Source organism: Psychrobacter celer, assembly GCF_016107555.1.
GTDB classification, from domain to species: Bacteria; Pseudomonadota; Gammaproteobacteria; order Pseudomonadales; family Moraxellaceae; genus Psychrobacter; species Psychrobacter celer.
On record NZ_JABASU010000018.1, the window covers coordinates 37,766 to 60,787 of the forward strand.

The window sequence follows — 23,022 nt, forward strand, 5'->3', positions numbered from 1 at the left end:
GTCATCATGGCACATAAAAAAGTAAACTTACCACAAAAAATCTGCCCAGTCTGCAAGCGTCCGTTTACGTGGCGCAAGAAGTGGGAGAAGGATTGGGAGCAGGTGATTTATTGTTCGGAGCGGTGTCGAAGAAGTAAGACAAAAAGCGAATATTTCAAATAAAAACTCAGCCTATTCATTGATAAGCTGAGTTTGATTTTATGGCTATTTTTGCATTTGCATTTTGACGGCTACTGACGATCAAAAACAACGGTTTCGCCATCATCGTTATTTACTGATGTCTGATCTGAATAGGCCTTGAAGGTCAGAGTATCGTCTACGACTTTGATATTCATTTGATAAAAGAATGATAAGTCGTCACCACCTGTACTACTATACAACGACTGCCCAAGGGTAAACAGACCATTATTACCTAGAGTATAGGTATTCCAGTCCATCCCAGAGAGTGGTACAGTACTGTATTCATAAGGCAACTCTTGATCGACTTCGATATGGAAAAAAGTCTGATTGTCTAAAAAGCCAAACAGTACTAGCTCATCATTAATCTGACCTGCTCGCGCCTTCCAAATACCTAGCTCATTCTCAGACTTGGCTTTTGACAAGGTATATAGTTCATTGCTTTCTATAACCTTATCATCGTCTTCATCAACACCTAGTGTCAATATATCATTAGTAATTTGTACGGTTCTTAGCACGTCACCTGATAAGCCAGCGCTGCCATTATTATCAAAAACGACATCGCCAATTTCTAATTCATTATTTGCTTTTAGCGAGTATTCGCCCCACTCAATACCATTATCCGAGTCTCTTGAAGAAGTTGTACCTGTTACTTGCGTCTGCACATAAGTGCCATCGTCTAAAAAGGATAGAGTCACTAGCTCCTCATCACCCAAATCCATGCGCCACAGCCCTGAGAGCATCTGCTCATCGACTGTTCCTTTAACAGCAGTTCTTGAAAAGCTAAATGAATCATCGTCGACATCAAGGATGAGCTTCTCATCATCAGTCACGCGCGCATAACGAGTGCTTTGCTCTGAGAGTCCCGTTCCAGCATTACTATCAAAGGTTGGGTTGGTTGTGAGTTGATTGGTGGTTGGATTAATGGCGTAAGTACCCCATTCAAGACCATTTTCATCGTTATCAACTGAGAGATCCGAATTTACCTGTACATGAACGTATTGACTATCATCTAAAAAAGCCACGCCAATCAGCTCATCATCTGTATCGTCTACATCATCGAAGCTCCAAGCGCCTACGATGCCATCGGGCTGGATTTCTGAGAAATTATATTGTTCATCACTATCGATGCTACCATTTTCGTTCTCATCGACTTGCAGAATCAGCTTACCGTCAGATACACGGGCTGTTAGGTTTGGCGCGTCTGACAAACCCATATTGCCATTTTCGTCAAACAGCTGTGTGGTGGTTAATTCTCCAGTTTCACTGTTAATCTCATAGGTTCCCCATTCAAGACCGCCTTCTGGATCATCAACCAGCGATTCGTTGTTAACTTGAACTTGCACATAAGTACCGTCACTCATAAAAGATATGGCGCTCAAGCTGTTGTCATTACTACTGTCTGCGCTCCAAAAGCCGACGATATTGGTATCGATATCTGACTGATCAGATTTTGATGTAGACGATCCATCATTATCATCACCACATCCTTGTAAAAACAGCGCGGTAGTAATGGCCAGTAGTGTCAATTTAAAGGATTTCATTTTTATCTCTCCTTGAATAAAAAATGTAAAATCGAACTGCGCTCACACGAACGTCCTTGTTCCTCCTGATATTAAAAGATGCCTTAAAGGTTAAAAGGTTACGGCATGATCTATAGTTTAAAAACGCTATTTATATCTATAATTATGAATATAACAAAAATAATCTGGATAAGCGAATTAAAATATTAACTATTTAGAATATTTAAGAAAAGACAGTGTAAACATCTGCTGAGAGGATGAGGTATAAGTGTTGTCGCACAAAAAAGTTAAAGCTTCTTTGAGTTGTGTTTAAGAGATAAAAAATGGCGGCATCACTATTAAACAGTGTCAAATAAGATATGACTAAAGACACTATGATAAAAATAATAATAAAGATAAAAAACGGCGTACTAACGTTTAATTAGTACGCCGAATGTAGTCAATAATATCTCACTAAACCATTAATAATCTACAAATTCGGATTCAACCACTTCTCAGCAGTATTCATATCCCACTCTTTACGTTTAGCATAATCCTCTAACTGATCTCGGCCGATTTTACCGACGTTAAAGTACTCACTATCAGGATGCGAGTAATAAAAGCCACTGACCGAAGATGCTGGCCACATTGCAAAGCTTTCGGTGAGCGTTGTACCGATAGCGCTGGTCGTACCAAGCCAATCAAACAATTTGCCTTTTTCCGTATGCTCAGGACAGGCAGGGTAGCCCGGCGCTGGGCGGATACCGACGTATTTTTCTTTGATCAGCTCATCGTTGGTAAGTTCCTCACTAGCCTGATAGCCCCAGTAGTCTTTACGAATGCGCTCGTGCAAGTGCTCGGCAAAGGCTTCGGCGAGGCGATCAGACAGCGCTTGTACCATGATGGCATTATAATCATCGCCTGCCGCTTTGTACTTTTCAGCGAGGTCTTCTGTGCCGACGATGGAGACGGTAAAGCCACCTAGATAATCAGTGTGAGTGTCCGACGGTGAGATAAAGTCGGCCAAGCTAAAGTTTGGCTTGCCGCTGGCTTTATCCGATTGTTGGCGCAGATGCTCAAAGGTATGCGTTGGCTGTCCGCCGTCTTTCAGCGCTTTATCATAAACGGTAAGGGTGTCGGTGCCAGTGCGCTTGGCTGGCATGATTTTAAACACCCCTTTAGCGACGACTAACTTTTCATCAATCATTTTTTGTAGCAGGTTTTGCGCATTATCAAACAGATCACGCGCCGCTTCACCAACGACCTCATCTTGCAAGATTTTTGGATACTTACCTGCCAGACCCCAAGAGATAAAGAACGGCGTCCAGTCGATATAAGGGAGCAGCTTATCGATAGGGTAGTCGCCCAATATGACCTGACCGAGCTGATTCGGTACAGGCGGTGTATAGTTGTCCCAATCGTATTGAAAACCACCCTCAACTGATTCAGCATAAGTCAGCTTCGCCGCTTTAGGCTGGCGCTTCGCGAGACGTTCACGTACCTTGATGTATTCTTCGCGGGTCTCATCGATGAGACTTTGACGGTTGTCTTTGGAGAGCAGCTTAGTCACCACGCCGACCGAGCGCGAGGCGTCCGCCACATAGATGACGGCATCATTACTATATTGCGGTTCGACTTTTACCGCGGTATGCGCTTTAGATGTGGTGGCACCGCCAATCATCAGTGGCAGGGTCATGCCGCGCTCTTGCATTTGCTTGGCGACATAGACCATCTCATCGAGACTCGGGGTAATCAGTCCTGATAGACCGATGATATCGACTTTCTCGCTAATAGCGGTATCGAGGATTTTTTCGCATGGCACCATCACGCCCAGATCAAGGATGTCGTAACCGTTACAGCCAAGTACCACACCGACGATGTTTTTGCCGATATCATGCACATCGCCTTTGACGGTTGCCATCAGGACTTTACCTTTGACTTCGCCCTCGACTTTTTCCGCTTCGATATATGGGTTTAGCCACGCGACGGACTGCTTCATGACGCGAGCAGATTTTACGACTTGCGGTAGGAACATCTTACCCGCACCGAATAGATCACCGACGATATTCATACCGTCCATGAGTGGCCCTTCGATAACGTCGAGCGGTTTGGGGTATTTCTCCCATGCTTCTTTGGTATCGGCTTCGATAAAGGTGGTGATACCTTTGACCAGTGCATGGGCAATACGCTCTTCTACCGTGCCCTCACGCCAGCTCATATCGACGGTGCTGTCTTTTTTCTTGCCACCATCTTGATAGCTCTCAGCGATAGTCATCAAGCGTTCGGTGGCATCCTGACCACTTTCGCCTTGATTGCGATTGAGCATGACATCCTCAATCGCCTCGCGTGCCTCGACAGGGATGTCGTCATAGACTTCAAGCATCGACGGGTTGACGATACCCATGGTCAAACCGTTTTTGATCGCATGATAAAGAAATACCGAGTTGATGGCTTCACGAATGGGGTTACCACGGAAGCTAAATGAGACGTTGGACACGCCGCCTGATACCATCGCATTGGGCAGGTTGTCCGTGATCCATTTCGTCGCATTAATAAAGTCCGCGCCGTAATTGTTATGCTCGATAATACCCGTGGCGACCGCAAAGATATTGGGGTCAAAGATGATGTCTTCAGATGGGAAGCCAACTTCATTTACCAACACGTCATAGCTGCGCTGACAGATCTCGATTTTGCGCTCATAAGTATCCGCTTGCCCGTCTTCATCAAAGGCCATGACGATGATCGCCGCGCCGTAGCGCATACACAGCTTGGCATGCTTGACAAATTCGTCATAGCCTTCTTTTAACGAGATGGAGTTGACCACGCATTTGCCTTGCGCGCGCTTGAGGCCTTCTTCGATAATGTCCCATTTTGACGAGTCAAGCATCAAGGGTACGCGGCTAATGTCCGGCTCACCTGAAACTAGGTTGACGAAGTGAATCATCGCTTGCTTAGAGTCGAGCATGCCCTCGTCCATATTGATATCGACAATTTGCGCGCCGCCCTCGACCTGATCACGCGCCACGTCCAATGCCTCGGTATAGGCTTCGGTTTTAATCAAACGTAGAAACTTTTTCGAGCCTGTGACGTTGGTACGCTCACCGACGTTGACAAACAGACTGTCGGCGGTGATGTTAAATGGCTCAAGCCCAGACAGACGACAAGCAGGGGCAATCTCTGGTATCACGCGCGGCGGATAGTTCGCCACCATATCTGCAATGTGGCGGATATGCTCAGGAGTAGTACCACAGCAGCCGCCGACGATATTTAGGATGCCCGCTTTGGCAAAGCCTTCAAGCAGAGCGGCGGTTTGCTCGGCGGTCTCATCGTACTCACCAAACTCGTTTGGCAAGCCGGCATTAGGGTGGGCTGAGACATATGTGTTAGCGATGTTTGAGAGCGTCTGAATATGCGGGCGCAGTGCATCGGCACCGAGTGCACAGTTAAAGCCAACTGATAGCGGCTTGGCATGACGTACTGAGTTATAAAACGCTTCCGCCGTTTGACCTGATAACGTACGGCCTGAGGCATCGGTGATGGTGCCTGAGATCATAATCGGCAGCTCAAAGCCGATATCATCAAATACGCCGGTGATGGCAAATATCGCCGCTTTGGCATTGAGTGTATCAAATACCGTCTCAATCAAGATAATATCGACGCCGCCTTCGATCAGCGCCAGTGTCGCCTCGCGGTAATTGAGCACCAACTCATCAAAGGTGATATTGCGAAAGGCAGGGTCGTTGACATCAGGAGAGATCGAACAGGTACGTGAGGTTGGGCCGATGACCCCAGCGACAAAGCGCGGCTTATCAGGGTTCTTTGCGGTAAATTCGTCAGCTGCCGCCCGTGCTATCTGCGCTGCGGTCTTGTTCAGCTCTGGCACCAGATATTCCATATCGTAGTCAGACATCGATAGCCGCGTACCATTAAAGCTATTGGTCTCAATAATATCAGCACCTGCTGCGAGATGATCGTGATGAATATCGGTAATCATCTGCGGCTGACTCAGCACGAGCAGATCGTTATTACCGCGCACATCTTGCTCGATATCGGCAAAACGCTCACCGCGATAATCTTCTTCTTCCAATTTGTAAGTCTGAATCTGCGTGCCCATCGCACCATCAAGCATCAAGATACGCTTGGTCATCTCAGCTTCGATACGCGCGCGAGCCGTGAGCTGTTGGTCTTTATAAGGAAAGACGGCAGGTGGTGTTAGGACAAAGCCGTCGTCCGCTGACGGTGCTGAGTGATCGGTTTGCGAAGAAGCCTGAGAGGTTGGCTGTTGAATCGTCGGCTGTTGAGTCATAGGAGCGCTGCTTATTTTGTCAATATTTTAAAAAAGGAGAGGGCAAAAAGGTGTCAGTACATAACGCGTATATAACTACCGGTTATTACCACAAAATAGAATAGGCAAATTCGCATTATTTTAGCATGAAAAATCTATCGCACACGGGCAGGCCGATATTCCTTTGTGTCATATGATCATAAAGCGTTTAAGCATGAGTGATCAAACGCTGCACAAAAATCACGCCCTCATATAGTTAGCTGAATGTAAAAATGTTACGGATTTAAACGCGCTACTGGTATAAATTTTACTTGCGTGCTGCGTTCCCAGAGGCTGCGCAACCTACGTTTAAAAATAGCATCCCAGTAGCACTATGACATTTTTAGAGTGTATCGACTATAACACTTATCAGCTGAGCGGTGATGTTTGAGCTGATAGCAGTTTAGGCCATTTGATAAGGCGGCACAAATGAATATCATTTCGCTTAAAGATTACATAAAGCTTTGATTTTGACCATGGAAACTTAAAAACCTGCCCAAAAAACTGACAAAACTTACATCCATCGCACAAAAAATAGCGTAAATATGGATAGATGAATGATTGCCATATGTTAATTTGTATATATAAGGATCTGCATTTTATAAGTAATACTAACAAGCCTTTTGACAATGTGGTTTATCAAAATGCGGTTTGTCAAAATGTGGTTTGTCAAAATGTGGTTTATCAATCAGTTGTCATATCAGTAGATATCGTAAAGAGTGGATAAACAAAGTAGCGTGTTATGTTATCAAATAGGTATTGTGCAGCACACCGTCATTTTTATTTATTGCTATACATTCATTGCTATATAAGTATCTGACGTTGGTAATATCGATAAAGGGTAGTGGCTTATGGATTAGCAGGCCTTATGAGTAAATCACCAATCTGACAAAATTCATAATCAAGGATGTTTATATGAAATTCTCTAAAATCGCTACGATAGGTACATTGGCCGTTTCAATCGCTGGTCTTAGTGCCTGTAATAACATGATGCCGACCAAAAGCGCTCAAATGAAAGCGCCGATGCACAGTCAATCTATGAAAAAAATGAACGTCGTGCAAATTGCACAAAGCAATTCTGATTTTTCGTTATTGGTAGAAGCGGTCGTAGCAGCAGATTTGGCCGGTGCTTTATCTAATCCCAATGCTCACTATACGGTATTTGCGCCAACCAATGCCGCCTTTACGCAGGCATTAAAAGAAACTGGCATGACAAAAGAGCAGCTATTTGCCAACAAGCCATTACTGACCAAAATCTTAGGCTATCACGTAATCAATGGCAATATGGCCATGTACGCCAAAGATGTCAAACCAGGCAATGTCATGACCGTGAGTAAGGATACGCTGATGGTGACGCCAAAAGGACAGCTGATGGATGAAATGGGTCGTACTACCAATATCATCAAAACCGATATTGCGGCAAGTAATGGGGTGATACATGTGGTGGATCGTGTGTTGATGCCCAAATAATCATAAACATCAATAGCCGTCACGACCATGGGCACTGTGCTTATACGCGACAAACGTTATCAGCGCAGTGATGGTCTGGACTTTCGCATTCCGCCCAATCCTATTATGCAGCTTATATTGATCCAGTTTTTATTGAGACTGCTTTTAATAAAACTGCGATTTATAAAGTTGCTATTTATAAAGTTGCTATTTATAAAGTTGCTATTAATCAAACAACCAAAACTCTACCCGTTAAATAAAGGAAGCATCATGTTAAAAAGGAATCTATTATCTATCGCTGTCGTTACCGCCGCAGTATCACTGGCTGCTTGTAATGATACTGAAACTGTGACCGAGCCGGTGGTCGAGCCTGATACCACTACAGAAACAACAGAAACCATGAGCGAGCCTGTAGAGATGACAGAGCCAATGGCTGATACTGAGCCGATGGCCGAAACGGACGCTATGGGTGAGATGGCCGCGACGCAAACCATCGGAGAGATGGCTGCCAGCAATGAAAACCTGACAGTATTGACCGCAGCGCTGCAAGCGGCTGGGCTCGACTCTATGCTAATGGCTGAGGATAAGTACACCGTATTTGCACCGACAGATGAGGCATTTGGGGCGTTGCTGACCAAGCTGGGCATCACAAAAGAGGAGCTACTGGCGGATCAAGAAACACTCAAAAGTGTACTGCCATACCATGTGGTTCCAACGGTCGTAAAAGCCGCTGATATCCCGTATGGTACAGACATTGAAACCGCCAATGGTGCGACGATTTCTATCAGTGAAGCCAATGTTATCACTGATGAAAATGGCAATACGGCCAATATCGTCGGCACGGATATGATGGCGACTAATGGGGTCGTACATGTGATTGATACCGTTTTATTGCCCAAGTAATCGCAGCATTATGTCATTTTTAAGTGTATTAAAGGCGGCTTTTTAAGTAGCTGTCAGCTCTTTTAGCCTAGAGCATTTTTATGGATAAGTATTAAAGATAATGCAGCCAAATAACGGCTAAAAAAACCCGAGACACTGGTCTCGGGTTTTTTTTATTGTTAAGACTCAATACAATCGAGCGATTATTTAGGCTCTTTATGTAATGGGTCCGCATTCACTCTTTGTTGCCCTTTTAGATGACGCTCTTCCCAATAAGTGGCGTTTTTGATACCAAACTTCTTAGGATCAAAGGTAAACCTATTAGAAGTAGTACCGCCGCCTGCTTTGAGCTGGGCTTCATAGTCTCGCAAAATATCGATAGCAGGACGTGCCACAAAGAAGATGACGATGATACCAACGATATTGAGCCATGCCATAAGACCAACACCAACATCGCCGAGGCCCCAGATGTAGCCTGAGCTGTTGAGCGCGCCGTAAGCTACCATAAACATGATAACGAGCTTCACGATAAACTGACCTGTCTTACTCGCGCCTTTACCCATTGAGCGGGTCAGGTATGAGATATTGACTTCCGCGATATAGTAGTACGCCAAGATAGTGGTGAAGGCAAAGAAGAATACCGCGACAGCAATAAAGGTGTCACCAAAGTTGCCGTAGACAGACTCCATCGCCATTTGGGTGAATGATGGAGAGTTGATCTCAACATCAGCGGCGACGTTTTGGACGATAAACTGTCCTTCAGCGAGCTCGCCTTGGATGTTGTACATGCCAGTTGATAAGATCATAAAAGCAGTGGCAGAACAAACAAGCAAGGTATCTACATAGACTGAAAACGCTTGTACCAAACCTTGCTGAGCTGGGTGATCGACCGCAGCGGCAGAGGCGGCGTGAGGACCTGTACCTTGACCTGCTTCGTTTGAGTAAATACCACGTTTTACGCCCCAACCAATGGCAGCACCAAAGCCTGCTTGAGCAGTAAAGGCATCACCAATGATTGCGCCAAATACTTGCGGGATCATGCTGAAATTGGTAAACATGATAAGTAGAGCTAGGATAATGTAGCCTAGCGCCATAAATGGTACCGCATACTCAGTAAAGGTTGCGATACGCTTGATACCACCAAAGATGATAAAGCCTAAAACCACCAAAATGATAGCAAGAGCGATCAGGCGCGTGGTACCCGTCTCTATGCCAGCTAGGGTCATCGCCGAGCCTTCACCTGCGACCTGCGCGACAGCGTTGATGACACCGTTGGCCTGTACGCCAGGTAAGAACACACCACAAGCGACGATAGAGGCTATGGCGAATAAGATACCATACCATTTTTGGCCAAGGGCACGCTCGAAGTAATATGCAGGGCCACCGCGATATTCGCCAGTAACGACGTCGCGCTCTTTATAGATTTGACCCAAAGTCGATTCGACATACGCGGTAGATGCGCCCAAGAATGCTACGATCCACATCCAAAATACCGCACCTGGGCCACCGAAGCCGATCGCGGCTGCGACCCCAGCGATGTTACCCATACCGACGCGGCCTGCCAGTGAGACGGCTAGTGCCTGAAACGATGAAATACCATCATTATCAGGCTTACCCTTAAACAATAGTCTTAACATCTCGCCGAATAAACGCACTTGCACAAAGCGCGTCATTATAGAATAAAAAAGCCCGGCGCCTAGGCATAAATATACCAGCGCTGGGCTCCAAATAATTCCATTTACTAAACTGACTAAACCTTCCATATCATGTATTCCTAGTACTGTCTCAAAGTGGCGCTGTATGCTAGGCGTAAACTAACTGGTTAACTTACTTATTCAAGTTAAGCAGTTAAATTATCAGCATCGACTTACCTGTGCTAGCGCAGTCTCATACGTTGTGTCACCACTAAGAATGGACTGTAGTTGTCTGTATTTGTCCGTAGGGCTGATCAGCAAATCATTCTACTGCTCGCCGCTATCTGTATCACATCAGTCACGGCTACGATTTATTGCTGTCTGAGCATAAGGCACGGCATAAATGACCAAGCGCTCAGATACGTTATAAGTAGACCCACAAACAAAACAGGCGGTTATATAATTAAATAGCCATCAAACTGATAGCGGGACTTGCTATGAGCAGCACGGTGCAATGACAGGGTATTGGACCGATAACAAACAAATCTGTTTAATAAGTATTACGCAGTCTGTCAACGTTTTCATCAAGCTATCGATGGGCTGCTAATACTAAACTAACCATATGTCCACTACCAAATGTATTCAAACCGTACGGCTACGTAACTGCAATTTGCCATATTTTTCTATTAATTACTAGAATTTTCTTTATATATAAGCGTATATATTCATATTTAAGAAGGCTGTTTTCTCAAGGGTGGCAAGGGAGTAGACCTATGTTTGTGTTTATCCTAGCAGAAGCTTTTTGTTAAAAAACGATACAGGCGTCTGCTTACCGGCGGCATCGCGGTTGTGTTTTGGTAACGATGAATTGTAAAAGCAGTACGATAGCGCCATTATTACTACTATATCTTATAAGCTATAATGATAAAAATAGACGCAGAATAGACGTGAACAGCTAGCGCAAAAAATGAAATTAGGAGAGAAACGATGACACGTAAATCTATGGTAAAACCCATGCTGATAGCAGCGGTACTAGCGACGTCTAGTGCCGGCCTCAGCGGCTGTGGCTATAATAATTTGCAAGCGCAAGACGAGCAGGTGACTGCATCGTGGTCAGAGGTGGTCAACCAGTATCAGCGCCGCGCAGATTTGGTACCAAACTTAGTCAAAGTGGTACAGCAGTATGCTGAGCAAGAACAAGAGGTGTTTACTCAAGTGGCCGAAGCGCGCGCGCGTGCCGGCAGCATTACCGTTACGCCAGAGGTGCTAAACGACCCAGAAGCGATGGAGCGTTACGCCGCCGCCCAAGAGCAGATGACAGGGGCGCTGTCGCGTTTGATGGCAGTGTCTGAGCGCTATCCTGAGCTCAAGTCAGATGCGTTGTTTCAAGATTTACAAGCTCAGCTAGAAGGCACAGAAAACCGTATCGCCGTCGCGCGCAATCGTTATATCCAAGAAGTGCAGGGTTATAACACCACCGTGCGTCAGTTCCCGACCAATATCACTGCCAAAGTATTTGGAATGGACACTAAGCCCAACTTTAGCGTGACCAACGAAGAGGCTATTTCGACTGCGCCAAGCGTCGATTTTGGTGACTCGGCGAACACGAGCGCTGAGTAGCGTCTAAGTCGCCATAAAATAAAGCGGTGTTGACCGCTTTATTTGTTTTAGGGGTTGTGGCGCTGATGTTTATGACCCAGAATTTTACGAGCCTAAGTTTTAGTGTTTTATAATTTTACAATAAGTACAGCGGTCACTTAAGGTGGTATAGATTAGATGAATCATTCAAAAGCAATCTTATCAGTATTACTATTTACACTGAGTCTGGGCGGTGCACCGATGCTGCACGCCGCGCCCAACGACGCTGCTGATAATGCGGTCGCTGTAGATAATGGCTCAAACGCGCAGAGCCGCAGTGTCGAAGAATTGGTGGCAATTGCCAAAGCAGGCGAATCCAATGAAGCCATTAATGAGGCAGTATTGGGTAATGAGGCGATCAACGAAGCCATTCTTAGCAATGACGCCATCAATGCTAATGCAGCGCAAACGACTGCTGCGCCAATACAATCAAGCGCCAAAAGCGTCGATGCTGACAAACTGATCCTAAATTCGCCTGTGGTGGATCAAGCCAATATCTTAAACCCGCAAGAAAAACAGCGCTTAGAGGCGCAGCTTAAGAGCATCTATCAGCAAGGTCTGGCGCAGGCGGCGGTTGTGATTGTACCGACGACCAACGGGCTGCCGATATTTGACTATGCGTTACAAGTGGCAGAAAAATGGCAGCTTGGCGACCAAGATATCGATGATGGTTTGCTGATGGTTGTCGCGGTCAATGACCGTAATATGTATATTTTGACCGGTTATGGGCTTGAGGGCGTGTTGCCTGATGCTGCGGTCAATCGCATCATTCGAGAAGACATCACCCCTTTATTTAAACAAAACAATTATGGTGCTGGTATATTGGCAGGGGTAGACGCGCTAAAGACACGCCTAAGCGCTGATCCTGAGGTGCTGGCGCGTGCCGACGCCCAAGCAGCAGAGCGTAGTGCGCAGCAGGGAGGTGACGAGGTACCATCGCCGATCTTTTTGTTTATCATGGCGATGATTTTCGGTAGTTTTATCACCAACATATTTGGCCGTGTGTTTGGCTCTATCTTGACGGCTGGCGGCTTTTTTGCAGGCTCACTGGCGCTGGGTGGCGGATTTTTTATGACCGTCATTATGGCGATATTTTTGTGGATGTTCCTTATCTCACGTGGCTCAGGCGGTGGCCGTGGTGGCCGCGGCGGCGGTGGTGGCATGATTTTCTTACCGGGCATGGGCGGCGGTAGTGGCGGCAGCTTCGGTGGTGGTGGTTTTGGTGGCGGCGGCTTCGGCGGCGGCGGTGGTGGCTTTGGCGGCGGCGGTGCCGGTGGCTCTTGGTAGCTTTATACAATGAAAAAACAATCGTGAGCAACGACGTATTTGAGGAAGTAATATAATGGCAGAAAACAATACTGCACATCCCAGCTTTGCCCGCTGGTGGCGCCAAGTCTTGTTTGTGCCTTTGATGCACAGCAAGTGGCTGACAGCGGCTGCCAAAGCGCGCTTGACAGCAAAAGTAACTAGCGCGGAGCGTGGTCATCGCGGCGAGGTATTTTTGATTATCGAAAACCACCTTCCTATTCAGCAGGCTTATCATATAGGCTGCCGTGAGCGCGCCATTGATTTGTTTAGTGAGTACCGTGTGTGGGATACCGAAGAAAACACAGGCGTGCTGGTCTATGTCAATATCTGTGAGCACAGTTTAGAGGTTGTGGCAGATCGTGGCATCAGCGCCCATGTCAGCCCGACAGTGTGGCGCGCCATGTGTGACAAAGCTGTCGCTGGTATTGCCAACCAAAAAACAGAAGAAAGCTTGCTTGAGCTATTAGATGAAGTGGGGCAAGTGCTGCGGCAGTATTATCATCTCGAGCATGACCCTGCAGGCAACGAGCTGTCTGATACAGTGGTGTATTTGAAGTAAGTTTGCTAGTTTTTACTTGCTAGTTTTTAAAGAAAGCCTGATCAACACGCCCTAAGCATTTTACTAAATGTTTTCACTTAGGAGCTTTTACTTAGCAGGCTTTTGTTAAATTCTTAAAGTGCTGTGCTGCTCACCTATTCACCTGTAGGGTTTGTCTATAGGGTTTTTGCGTCAATTCAAATATAATATCGTCTGTCCTAAGACAAATCGCCCTTACTGAGATATTATGATTGAATTAATAAAAAAACTGCCAAAAGCTGAGCTACATTTGCACATCGAAGGCTCTCTCGAGCCTGAGCTGATGTTTCGATTGGCGCAAAAAAACGACATCCAAATACCTTATAAAGACATAGACGACGTCCGCCGCGCCTATAACTTTACCAACCTACAAACCTTTTTAGATATCTATTATGCTGGTGCCAATGTCCTTATCACCCAGCAGGACTTTTATGATTTGACGTGGGCCTATATCCTAAAGTGTGTCGAAGACAACGTCATTCATACCGAGATATTTTTTGACCCGCAGACCCATACCGAAAGAGGTGTTGAGTTTGCAACCGTCATTAATGGTATCAAATCAGCGCTGGCAGATGCCAAGGCTGAGTACGGTATCAGCTCTTGTATCATCATGTGTTTTTTACGGCATTTGTCGCAAGATGCAGCATTTGAAACTTTAGAGGCGGCCATGGCATTCAAAGATGATATCGTCGGAGTGGGGCTTGACTCATCCGAGCTGGGCAATCCGCCGTCTAAGTTTACAGAAGTGTTTAGACAGGCCAAAGCCGCTGGCTTCAAAGTGGTCGCCCATGCTGGCGAAGAGGCAGATTTTTCTTATATTTATGAGGCGTTAGACGTTTTGCGCAGTGACAGAATCGATCACGGCGTGCAGGCGATACATAGCGCGGCGCTGATGCAGCGCCTAAAAGCGGAGCAAATGCCGCTGACCGTATGCCCGAATTCAAATATCGAGCTTAAGGTGTTTGAGAGCTATCAAGATCACAATATAAAAACGCTGTTAGACTATGGGCTAAATGTCAGCGTTAACTCTGATGACCCTGCGTATTTTAAAGGCTATATCAATCAAAACTTTATCAATCTGGTAGAAAACTTGCCGCTGACAGAAGACGATATCGTCACTTTGGTAAAAAACTCCTTTAGAGCGTCATTCATAGATGATGATCTAAAACGAGCGTATTTGGCACGAGTGGATCTTGCGCTGCAATAAGCACGGCTCACGATGTCAAAAAAGAGGGAGCGCTTTATATAACGCGCTCCCTTTTTATTGCGCGGCTTGATAGCCACGTATCTGAGTTATTTGGACTCAACGATATCACTGGCCGCACTTATAAATCAGTAATCGCTTCTATCAGCGGCGGCAGTATCACGCCTGCTTTTTCTGCAAATGTGATATCGACGATGGTGTTTGGTGTGGGATTAGGGTTTATCTCCATAACTTGCGCGCCGTTTTGTTTGGCTAACTGCGCCAATCCCGCAGCAGGATAGACGAGGCTTGAGGTACCGATACTGATAAACATCTCGCAATTAGCCGCAGCTTCTTCTGCACTCTGCCACGCCTGTACAGGTAGGGCTTCGCCAAACCAAACGATATTTGGTCTGATATAACCACCGCAATGCGGACAGGTGAGTAGGGTATTGTCAAAGCTCATATCGAGACGCATATTAACGCTCATAGTGTTTTGCATAGTGTCTTGATGGTCGGATGCGGCGCTTGATTGCTCCTGATAGGGCGCATTACACTGACCACAGCGGTTGCGCCACAGATGCCCATGTAGATGAGTCACCGAGCTACCCGCTTGTTCATGCAAGTCATCGACATTTTGGGTGATGAGTGTCACTGTTTGATCGGAGATTTGCGCATGATACTGCCACTGAGCCAGTGCATGATGCGCTGGGTTTGGTGCTTTATCAGCCACCAACTGCCTGCGCCACTGATACCACGACCATACAAGCTTTGGATCACGAGTAAAGGCCTCAGGGGTTGCCAAATCCTCGACGCCGTAGTTTTCCCATAACCCTGTTTGCTTATCTCGAAACGTTGGGATGCCGCTTTCTGCAGAAATACCAGCCCCAGTCAAAATGCAAATACGTGATTTCGATTTCAACAGTTGTGCTGCACGCTGTACTTCTGTTATGAGTGCGGGTGTTAATTCTGCTAACATGAGCCAACCCTTATTAATGATGGATATGTTTTCTTATGATAGACGGAATGTGGTGGCTTGTCATACTATTCACTGTGATTGCCGCCTTGTGGCTATTGGCAAAATCACGTGGCGCAAAGACGGACACAGGGCGCAGTGGTAAGCAATCAAACCAGCTGCCTTCTAATGACGCGCTACAAAAAACCTCAGTGCTGTTTAAGCAGTTTTTTCCTGATTATCAAGTCACGCGTAAAGCCAAGCACTTGCTCATCTGTAAACACAATAAAAAAGTGGCGATGATTACCATTGATAAAAAAATTGCTGAAGGTAAGCGTCGTTTGGGTGAAGTACCTGTGATTAATTATCACCGCGTGCCCAGCCGCGCCCAGCTCGCTACTCATTTGCAAGAGGCAGAGTAGGCGGCGCTTGTATTAATGGACAAAGAGCAAGTAGGTATTTTAAGAGAAAGTTTTTTTAGAGCTGGTCATTTAACAAGCTGACCGTTTAAAAAGGGCGGCTTAAATAGTCAATTGACGAATAACAAGCGAGAAGCTGCGAGTAAATTTAACAACACTTGATAGAGGCTACTAGGTCATGATAAATAATATCAAAAGACTTGAGGTTTTGATATTAAAGGGCTTTAGAGGTTTGAGGTAATGCTGGGAAAGGGTGAAATACGATGATTGGTGCGCTCGGCGGGAATCGAACCCACGACCCTCGGCTTCGGAAACCGATACTCTATCCAACTGAGCTACGAGCGCATAAAACAGACTTAAAAATCAAGACCGCTTAGTCTAACAAATAAAAGTCAGAAAGCCAATAAACGAAGGCAGAGATTGAGGTTTTTTAAGAAAAAACAGGATAGTCATCAAACAAGCATGGCAATCTACCCGCCTTTTCCCTTATAATGTCAGGGAGAATTCATATTTATAATCACCGATTGCAAGTGTGCTGGCACGCGGGATGGCTGTTTGCTATTGATGACGAGAGGTCGTCAAAGGAGGACAGACAGAATGTCCGAGCCGTGCCAGCCTTTGTATACGTAATAAGAGAACGTGACGAATGAGAAAAGTAGTTATGTTATCGGCAGCTGCCATTCTAGGAATCGCTAGTATCGCGGTGAGCCAAGCTGAAAGTGTTGTCGACACGCCTGTGACTGTCTCTGATGTAGCAGAAGCGCAGGAAGTGGCAGAAAACGCACCTGAGCAGTTGGGCGATGACCCACAAGCTGCTGCAGATACCACTGATGGCGACGCTGCGACTGACGCTGCGGCCTCAGAAGATGGTCAAGCAGATGACGCAGTAGAAACTGCCGCTGCCGCACCTGCCGCCGAAGAAGAGATTCCACAGGATACGCCGCAAGTGCAAAAGCTGATCGCGCTATATCCAAACTTGATTGCTCGTATTCAGCCAGTTGCCAAAGTCTGTTTCGAAGACGACGAAGTGTGTGACGTGACCGCGCGCGCCGCTGGCCCAGCCGCTGGCGATGGTCCTCGCGACGGCAAAGCTGTGTATAATGCGGTATGTCAGACATGTCACGGTGCAGGCCTACTTGGCTCACCTATGTTAGGCGATGCTGGCGCATGGGGTCCACGTATCTCAAAAGGTAAAGACACCCTATATACCCATGCCATCAATGGCTTTAACGCCATGCCTGCCAAAGGCGGTGCGGATATCCCTGATGAAGAAGTCCAAAACGCTGTCGATTATATGGTTGGTGAAGCAAGCTAAACAGTTGCTTTTATCGGCTTGGGGTGTCTGATGTAGATTAAATAGGCATCCGTAACCTGTCACGGTCTGTTGACTTGTCGTGAGCGACTTGCCGCAAACTATATGTATCTGTAAGCTATATGTATAAAGCCCATAACTCGCCTATTTCATTTTATGAGGTAGGCGTTTTTTTTATGATGAGTATTATCAAACGGATGGTTCTGGTATAGCACCGTTGAAATCCGACCCTAGTAGCCTCATTTTATGAGATTACATCGTCTCATTTAGCTGTTTTTCTCTTCTCAAACGCTTTTACATCGATAACCAATAAAGAGGTATTCATGTCTGAGGTACCAGCACTTGCTATCCAGAATTTATCCAAAACCTATGGTAATGGGTTTTCGGCACTCAAAGATGTCAGTTTAACCGTCCCGCAGGGTGGTTTTTTTGCGCTGCTGGGGCCAAACGGTGCTGGTAAGTCAACGATGATTGGCATTATTAGCTCACTTTTTAAACCCACCACTGGCAGTGTCAAAATCTTTGGCACCGATTTGCTCGAAAACCCAGCGCTGGCCAAGCAGTATCTTGGCGTGGTGCCGCAAGAGTTTAATTTTAATCAATTTGAAAAAGTCCAAGATATCTTGATTACCCAAGCAGGGTATTTTGGTATCCCGGCCAAAGAAGCTCGTCCAAGAGCCAAGCGCTTGTTGACCGCGCTTGGGCTGTGGGATAAGCGCAACAGTAAATCACGCGAGCTATCTGGCGGGATGAAACGTCGTCTGATGATTGCTCGTGCTTTGATTCACAAACCAAAACTATTGATTTTGGATGAGCCGACGGCTGGGGTCGATATCGAGCTGCGCCGATCTATGTGGGAGTTTATGCAGCAGATCAATATCGAAGAAAAAACCACCATTATCTTGACCACTCACTATCTTGAAGAAGCAGAGCAGCTGTGTAAACGCATTGCGATTTTGGATCATGGTGAGATACGCATCAATACCGAAATGAAAGATTTGCTCGCTCAATTATCGGTGGAGACATTTGTTTTTGATCTTGAAACCCCGTTGACCCAGCCGCTAGAGCTGGATGGGGTGACAGGGTTGTCGCAGCCAGATGAGCAGACCCTAGAGGTAACCTTAACAGAAGGCGAGTCGTTAAATGGTGTGTTTAACCAATTATCTGCTCAAGGCATTACGGTGGCCAGTATGCGCAACAAAGCCAACCGCTTAGAAGAGCTATTTATGCGCTTGGTAGAAAAAAACATTCAAAGTGCAGACAGTATGAAGGAGGCGGGATTATGAGTCAAAAGGCCGTTGATCAAGATCAGAGCATCGACTATCACAAAACCATGTCGTGGAATAAAAGATGGATCTCTTTTCGTACCATCTGGCTAAAAGAGGTGCGCCGAATCCTACGTATCTGGCCGCAGACCCTACTGCCACCTGTCATTACCATGAGCCTGTATTTTGTCATCTTTGGTAAGATGATCGGCTCACGTGTCGGTGAGATGGGCGGGGTGCCGTATATGCAGTTTATCGTGCCTGGTCTAATCATGATGGCGATTATCACCAATAGTTACTCCAACGTTGTCTCAAGCTTTTTTAGCGCCAAGTTTACCGCCAGTATTGAGGAGCTTTTGGTCTCACCGGTCTCCAAGCATGCGATTTTGATGGGGTATATCAGTGGTGGTATTTTCCGCGGGCTGGCGATCGGTTTCATTGTCTCGATTGTGGCGTTATTTTTTACCGATTTGGGTATTGAGCACTTATTTGTCACGGTGTTTACCGTCCTTGGCACCTCGACTTTGTTTTCATTAGGCGGCTTTATCAACGCGGTATTCGCTCGCTCGTTTGATGACATTTCTATCATTCCAAGCTTTGTGCTGACACCACTGACGTATCTTGGCGGGGTGTTTTATTCGATGGAGAATCTGTCACCATTTTGGCAAAACGTCTCGTTATTGAACCCGATTGTCTATATGGTGAATTCGTTCCGTTATGGGATCTTAGGGTATTCTGATGTCAACGTTTGGTACTCGATGGCGGCGATTTTTGTATTCTGTGCGATATTTTATACCATCGCTTATCGTTTGTTGAATAATGGCTCACGCGTGCGCTTGTAATGGTCAGCGTGTGAAGCGATAGCGATGCCCAAAGCGCTGTCGGTTGAGCAGTTAGGGTTTAACGATTAAATAGTAGGAAAGTAAATGAGCATACATGGCATCTTAGGTGAGCAAACCACCGATTATCCGACGCAGTATAGCCCAGAGACGCTATATCCGATTGCGCGCAGTCTGGGTCGTGACGCGATTGGTTGGCAAGACGATAAATTAGCGGTGGGGGTGGACTGGTGGCAAGCCTTTGAGATTTCTTGGTTAAATAAGCAAGGCGTCTCGCAAGTTGCCATTGCGCGCTTTGGTATTCCTGCCAGCTCGCCATTTATTGTCGAGTCAAAATCGTTGAAGCTTTACTTAAACAGCCTAAATTTTACCGAGTTTGCCAGCTGGGACGACGTGCAAGCGCTGACAGCCAAAGACTTATCAGCCTGCGTGCAAGCTCAGGTAACCGTTGAGTTGTTTCGCTTAGATGATGAGACATCAGGGCTACACATTGCTCAGCCTGATGGTGTCTGTATTGATGATGCCTTGTTAAATAGTAGCGAGAAGGTAACACTGTGTGCGCATCCCGATGCGTCATTGCTGCGTGATGAAGCAGAGGCGCGTGGTGAGAGTGTGATAAGTGATGGCACTCAGCCTTATCGTTTTTATTCTAATTTGCTGCGTAGTAACTGTCCGGTGACCAACCAGCCAGATTGGGGTACATTAGCTGTGTCAATCACAACGGAGCAGCCCATTCATACGGCCAATATGCTGCGCTACATATTAAGCTTTCGTCAGCACAATGGTTTTCATGAGCAGTGCGTCGAGCAGATATTTGCTGACTTGAGCCAACACTATCAGCCGCGCGCATTGATGGTTCGTGCGTGGTACACCCGCCGCGGCGGTATCGATATCAATCCTTGCCGCGTCAGTGATATGAGTTTGTTACCGACGCCGAGTCGTTTGATTCGTCAATAGAGCCATCGTTTAAAATAGCTTGGCTGATACAAAAAAGCGCCTATCTTATTGAATAAGACAGGCGCTTTTTATTGCATAGGTTTTACTAATAAAACTATTTGCTACTTACTTTTGCCATGACTTCTTCGCGGCTGAGCATTTGTTTTTCTGATTCACGGCGATTGACGTACTCAAATTTACCTTCGGCCAAATTACGGTCAGAAACCACGATGCGATGCGGGATACCAATCAGCTCAAGATCGGCAAACTTGACCCCTGGACGCTCGTTACGGTCGTCTAGTAATACGTTGACGCCCTGCGCTTTTAGCTCTTCGTATAACGCGGTGGCCGTTTGCATGACGGTTTCTTCTTTAGACTTCATCGGAATGATAGCAACTTCAAAAGGCGCAATCGAGTCCTCAACGGTCGGCGTTTGTGGCCACATGATGCCGTTTTCGTCGTTATTTTGCTCGATGGCTGCTGCGATGATACGGCTGACGCCGATACCATAACAGCCCATCATCATGGTCACAGGCTTGCCATCCTCACCAGAGACGGTTGCGTTCATCGCTTGCGAGTATTTATCGCCCAACTGGAAGATATGACCGACTTCGATGCCGCGTTTGATTTTGAGCGTGCCTTTACCATCAGGAGAAGGGTCGCCTTCTTGCACATTACGCACATCAACGATACGCGTAATGCTGGCGTCACGTGCCCAGTTCATGCCGATGGTATGTTTATTCACTTTATTCGCGCCTGCCACAAAGTCTGACAAGGTCGCCGCTGAGCGATCGACAAATACCGGCATATCCAAATCCACACCGATATAGCCTTTATGCAGGCCAGCGGCTTTTAGCTCATCATCAGAGGCCAGGGTCAATGGTACGTTGGCTTCTTCGATTTTCTCAGCTTTGATGGTATTAAGCTGATGGTCTCCGCGTAGTACCACCGCAATCAGCTGCGGTGTGCCATCTTCTTTATGACCATGGACGATCAAGGTTTTGACGGTATTGGCAAGCGGAATATCTAAGTGTTCCGCCACCATCTTACAAGTGGTCATGCCTTCGGTGAGCACGTCTTCGCGCTCTTGCTTTGGCGGTTGGCGTTCAGCCATATTAAAAGAGATAGATTCGGCAAGCTCGACGTTGGCTGCATAGTCTGAGGAGTCAGAAAAAGCGATATCATCTTCACCGCTGTCAGCCAACACATGAAACTCATGCGAGGCAAAGCCGCCGATAGAGCCGGTATCCGCTTGTACCGCACGGAAGTCTAAGCCTAAGCGGGTGAAGATACGCGTATAAGCCTCATACATATCATGATAAGTCTTTGCGAGCGAAACTTGATCGACATGGAACGAGTAGGCGTCTTTCATGGTGAACTCACGCGCGCGCATCACACCAAAGCGGGGACGAATCTCGTCGCGGAATTTCCCTTGGATTTGAAAGAAGGTAATCGGTAGCTGCTTATAGCTGCGAAGCTCGCCTTGAGCCAGATTGGTGATGACCTCTTCGTGCGTCGGGCCTAGCACAAAATCCCGATCGTGACGGTCTTTAAAGCGCAATAGCTCAGGACCATAGTCATCAAAACGCCCGGTGGTCTGCCACAGCTCAGCGGGCTGCGTCATCGGCATCAGGACCTCTTGAGCGCCTACGTTTTGCATCTCTTCACGAACAATACGTTCGACCTTTTGCAAGACGCGTAGCCCCATGGGCAACCAGATATAAAGCCCCGAGGCGATTTTGCGAATAAGACCGGCGCGCACCATCAACTGGCTTGAGACGATGTCGGCGTCGCTTGGGGTTTCTTTTAGAGTGGCAAATAAAAATTGACTGGCTTTCATAAATAAAGCGTAACCTTATCAACGATAAAAAAATAAGAAATAGTGGGGTGTTGAGCATAGGGCTATCGTTTCATGGACGCCGTAAGCTTACCTTTATCACTTAGCAATGAACTAGGGGCTTCCTAGTAGATAATGTGTCGCAACTGGTCTCTAACCACTAATCGCGGGCAACTACGCTTTTGTGGCCAAGACACTGGTAAAGCAGTATCGTCACAAAACCGCTCTCACAATAAAAGGGCAGATTTGGATTGACGTATCGATAGAGTAGACGGCGACATATCGGAATTGAAAAAGTCACCAAACGTGTGATGAAAACCTATCTTGCAAAAAAACCTGACCAATAAATCTGTGCCGACATTTTATCAATACAATCTGTCTATGTTAGGTAAAGTTCGCCCAAGACGCAATGACTTTTTGTTTTTTCAGCCGTAACTTCGGTCAAAGAATGGCAGATGATTATTGAGACTCGATTATTTACCAGTGTTAAGCTGATTTATGGCAAATGGCGCGCGTGTTTTTACTCATAATCTGGTTGCAGGTTATGTTGCGTCTTGGTAGCTATTACTTGAAGTAATAGGTGATTAGTAGCATTTATAGACAGACAGGCGGATGAGATAGGCATGTGGCATTACGCAGCGAGATAAAAGTACGATTTGATAATAGCGAGGCAATAAAAAGCGCTGTTAAGTCGCTGTCGCTAAGGGACTCATCTGCTCTATATAACTGATATAGTTAGCTGAATGTAAAACTGTTATGGATTTAAACGCGCTACTGGTATAAAT

The 23,022-nt window shown here is 46.4% G+C and carries 17 protein-coding genes and 1 tRNA gene; 12 read left to right on the forward strand and 6 right to left on the reverse strand.

Annotation, left to right across the window (positions count from 1 at the left end; all coding sequences use genetic code 11):
• The first annotated feature begins 6 nt into the window (after window positions 1–6).
• Window positions 7–162, forward strand: a complete 156-nt coding sequence (locus JFC05_RS09095) for a DUF2256 domain-containing protein (protein ID WP_198336658.1) — start codon at window positions 7–9, stop codon at window positions 160–162.
• Between the two features lie 68 nt (window positions 163–230).
• On the opposite strand, the gene JFC05_RS09100 is transcribed toward JFC05_RS09095, so the two are convergent.
• Window positions 231–1,721: a hypothetical protein gene (locus tag JFC05_RS09100; protein WP_198336659.1), complete on the reverse strand. Its 1,491-nt coding sequence runs from the start codon at window positions 1,719–1,721 to the stop codon at window positions 231–233.
• 448 nt (window positions 1,722–2,169) lie between these two features.
• Window positions 2,170–5,985 (reverse strand): methionine synthase, encoded by a 3,816-nt coding sequence (gene metH / locus JFC05_RS09105; protein WP_198336660.1) that lies wholly within the window; start codon window positions 5,983–5,985, stop codon window positions 2,170–2,172.
• Window positions 5,986–6,918: 933 nt separating this feature from the next.
• On the opposite strand from metH, the gene JFC05_RS09110 reads away from it, so the two are divergent.
• On the forward strand, window positions 6,919–7,473 hold the full coding sequence (locus tag JFC05_RS09110) for a fasciclin domain-containing protein (RefSeq protein ID WP_198336661.1): 555 nt from the start codon (window positions 6,919–6,921) through the stop codon (window positions 7,471–7,473).
• 249 nt (window positions 7,474–7,722) lie between these two features.
• Window positions 7,723–8,355, forward strand: a complete 633-nt coding sequence (locus JFC05_RS09115) for a fasciclin domain-containing protein (RefSeq protein ID WP_198336662.1) — start codon at window positions 7,723–7,725, stop codon at window positions 8,353–8,355.
• Window positions 8,356–8,537: 182 nt separating this feature from the next.
• On the opposite strand, the gene JFC05_RS09120 is transcribed toward JFC05_RS09115, so the two are convergent.
• On the reverse strand, window positions 8,538–10,097 hold the full coding sequence (locus JFC05_RS09120) for an alanine/glycine:cation symporter family protein (RefSeq protein ID WP_198336663.1): 1,560 nt from the start codon (window positions 10,095–10,097) through the stop codon (window positions 8,538–8,540).
• A gap of 858 nt (window positions 10,098–10,955) precedes the next feature.
• On the opposite strand from JFC05_RS09120, the gene JFC05_RS09125 reads away from it, so the two are divergent.
• The 4 genes from JFC05_RS09125 (at window position 10,956) to JFC05_RS09140 (ending at window position 14,698) form a co-directional block, all read left to right on the forward strand.
• Window positions 10,956–11,588, forward strand: a complete 633-nt coding sequence (locus JFC05_RS09125) for a LemA family protein (RefSeq protein WP_227697498.1) — start codon at window positions 10,956–10,958, stop codon at window positions 11,586–11,588.
• A 156-nt stretch (window positions 11,589–11,744) separates the two neighbouring features.
• Complete coding sequence (locus JFC05_RS09130) at window positions 11,745–12,893, forward strand: TPM domain-containing protein (RefSeq protein WP_198336664.1); 1,149 nt, start codon at window positions 11,745–11,747, stop codon at window positions 12,891–12,893.
• Between the two features lie 55 nt (window positions 12,894–12,948).
• A complete protein-coding gene (locus JFC05_RS09135) occupies window positions 12,949–13,473 on the forward strand; it encodes a TPM domain-containing protein (RefSeq protein WP_198336665.1) in 525 nt (174 codons plus the stop codon).
• A 226-nt stretch (window positions 13,474–13,699) separates the two neighbouring features.
• Complete coding sequence (locus tag JFC05_RS09140) at window positions 13,700–14,698, forward strand: adenosine deaminase (RefSeq protein WP_198336666.1); 999 nt, start codon at window positions 13,700–13,702, stop codon at window positions 14,696–14,698.
• Window positions 14,699–14,816: 118 nt separating this feature from the next.
• Here JFC05_RS09140 and JFC05_RS09145 read toward each other — a convergent pair whose 3' ends face one another.
• Window positions 14,817–15,653, reverse strand: a complete 837-nt coding sequence (locus tag JFC05_RS09145; protein WP_198336667.1) for an SIR2 family NAD-dependent protein deacylase — start codon at window positions 15,651–15,653, stop codon at window positions 14,817–14,819.
• A 35-nt stretch (window positions 15,654–15,688) separates the two neighbouring features.
• Between JFC05_RS09145 and JFC05_RS09150 the strand changes: the two genes are divergently transcribed.
• Window positions 15,689–16,051, forward strand: coding sequence for a hypothetical protein (locus JFC05_RS09150; protein WP_198336668.1), 363 nt, complete (start codon window positions 15,689–15,691; stop codon window positions 16,049–16,051).
• Between the two features lie 265 nt (window positions 16,052–16,316).
• Here the strand turns inward: JFC05_RS09150 and JFC05_RS09155 are convergent.
• Window positions 16,317–16,393: transfer RNA gene (locus tag JFC05_RS09155), tRNA-Arg, on the reverse strand.
• A 301-nt stretch (window positions 16,394–16,694) separates the two neighbouring features.
• Here JFC05_RS09155 and JFC05_RS09160 point away from each other — a divergent pair.
• The 4 genes from JFC05_RS09160 to queF all read left to right on the forward strand — a co-directional run bounded on the left by JFC05_RS09160 (window position 16,695) and on the right by queF (window position 20,421).
• Window positions 16,695–17,363: a c-type cytochrome gene (locus tag JFC05_RS09160; protein WP_198336669.1), complete on the forward strand. Its 669-nt coding sequence runs from the start codon at window positions 16,695–16,697 to the stop codon at window positions 17,361–17,363.
• 320 nt (window positions 17,364–17,683) lie between these two features.
• Window positions 17,684–18,646, forward strand: coding sequence for an ABC transporter ATP-binding protein (locus tag JFC05_RS09165; RefSeq protein WP_198336670.1), 963 nt, complete (start codon window positions 17,684–17,686; stop codon window positions 18,644–18,646).
• A 47-nt stretch (window positions 18,647–18,693) separates the two neighbouring features.
• Window positions 18,694–19,467, forward strand: a complete 774-nt coding sequence (locus tag JFC05_RS09170; RefSeq protein WP_198336674.1) for an ABC transporter permease — start codon at window positions 18,694–18,696, stop codon at window positions 19,465–19,467.
• Between the two features lie 84 nt (window positions 19,468–19,551).
• Complete coding sequence (queF, locus tag JFC05_RS09175; RefSeq protein WP_198336671.1) at window positions 19,552–20,421, forward strand: NADPH-dependent 7-cyano-7-deazaguanine reductase QueF; 870 nt, start codon at window positions 19,552–19,554, stop codon at window positions 20,419–20,421.
• Window positions 20,422–20,515: 94 nt separating this feature from the next.
• Here the strand turns inward: queF and JFC05_RS09180 are convergent, their stop codons facing one another.
• A complete protein-coding gene (locus JFC05_RS09180) occupies window positions 20,516–22,240 on the reverse strand; it encodes a proline--tRNA ligase (RefSeq protein ID WP_198336672.1) in 1,725 nt (574 codons plus the stop codon).
• Window positions 22,241–23,022: the final 782 nt, after the last annotated feature.

Coding starts and splice junctions, on each gene's coding strand:
- queF (WP_198336671.1), top strand. CDS start 19,552: ATGAGCATACATGGCATCTTAGGTGAGCAAACCACCGATTATCCGACG.
- JFC05_RS09135 (WP_198336665.1), top strand. CDS start 12,949: ATGGCAGAAAACAATACTGCACATCCCAGCTTTGCCCGCTGGTGGCGC.
- JFC05_RS09130 (WP_198336664.1), top strand. CDS start 11,745: ATGAATCATTCAAAAGCAATCTTATCAGTATTACTATTTACACTGAGT.
- JFC05_RS09100 (WP_198336659.1), bottom strand. CDS start 1,721: ATGAAATCCTTTAAATTGACACTACTGGCCATTACTACCGCGCTGTTT.
- JFC05_RS09115 (WP_198336662.1), top strand. CDS start 7,723: ATGTTAAAAAGGAATCTATTATCTATCGCTGTCGTTACCGCCGCAGTA.
- JFC05_RS09140 (WP_198336666.1), top strand. CDS start 13,700: ATGATTGAATTAATAAAAAAACTGCCAAAAGCTGAGCTACATTTGCAC.
- JFC05_RS09150 (WP_198336668.1), top strand. CDS start 15,689: ATGATAGACGGAATGTGGTGGCTTGTCATACTATTCACTGTGATTGCC.
- JFC05_RS09145 (WP_198336667.1), bottom strand. CDS start 15,653: ATGTTAGCAGAATTAACACCCGCACTCATAACAGAAGTACAGCGTGCA.
- metH (WP_198336660.1), bottom strand. CDS start 5,985: ATGACTCAACAGCCGACGATTCAACAGCCAACCTCTCAGGCTTCTTCG.
- JFC05_RS09180 (WP_198336672.1), bottom strand. CDS start 22,240: ATGAAAGCCAGTCAATTTTTATTTGCCACTCTAAAAGAAACCCCAAGC.
- JFC05_RS09170 (WP_198336674.1), top strand. CDS start 18,694: ATGTCGTGGAATAAAAGATGGATCTCTTTTCGTACCATCTGGCTAAAA.
- JFC05_RS09160 (WP_198336669.1), top strand. CDS start 16,695: ATGAGAAAAGTAGTTATGTTATCGGCAGCTGCCATTCTAGGAATCGCT.
- JFC05_RS09125 (WP_227697498.1), top strand. CDS start 10,956: ATGACACGTAAATCTATGGTAAAACCCATGCTGATAGCAGCGGTACTA.
- JFC05_RS09110 (WP_198336661.1), top strand. CDS start 6,919: ATGAAATTCTCTAAAATCGCTACGATAGGTACATTGGCCGTTTCAATC.
- JFC05_RS09120 (WP_198336663.1), bottom strand. CDS start 10,097: ATGGAAGGTTTAGTCAGTTTAGTAAATGGAATTATTTGGAGCCCAGCG.
- JFC05_RS09165 (WP_198336670.1), top strand. CDS start 17,684: ATGTCTGAGGTACCAGCACTTGCTATCCAGAATTTATCCAAAACCTAT.
- JFC05_RS09095 (WP_198336658.1), top strand. CDS start 7: ATGGCACATAAAAAAGTAAACTTACCACAAAAAATCTGCCCAGTCTGC.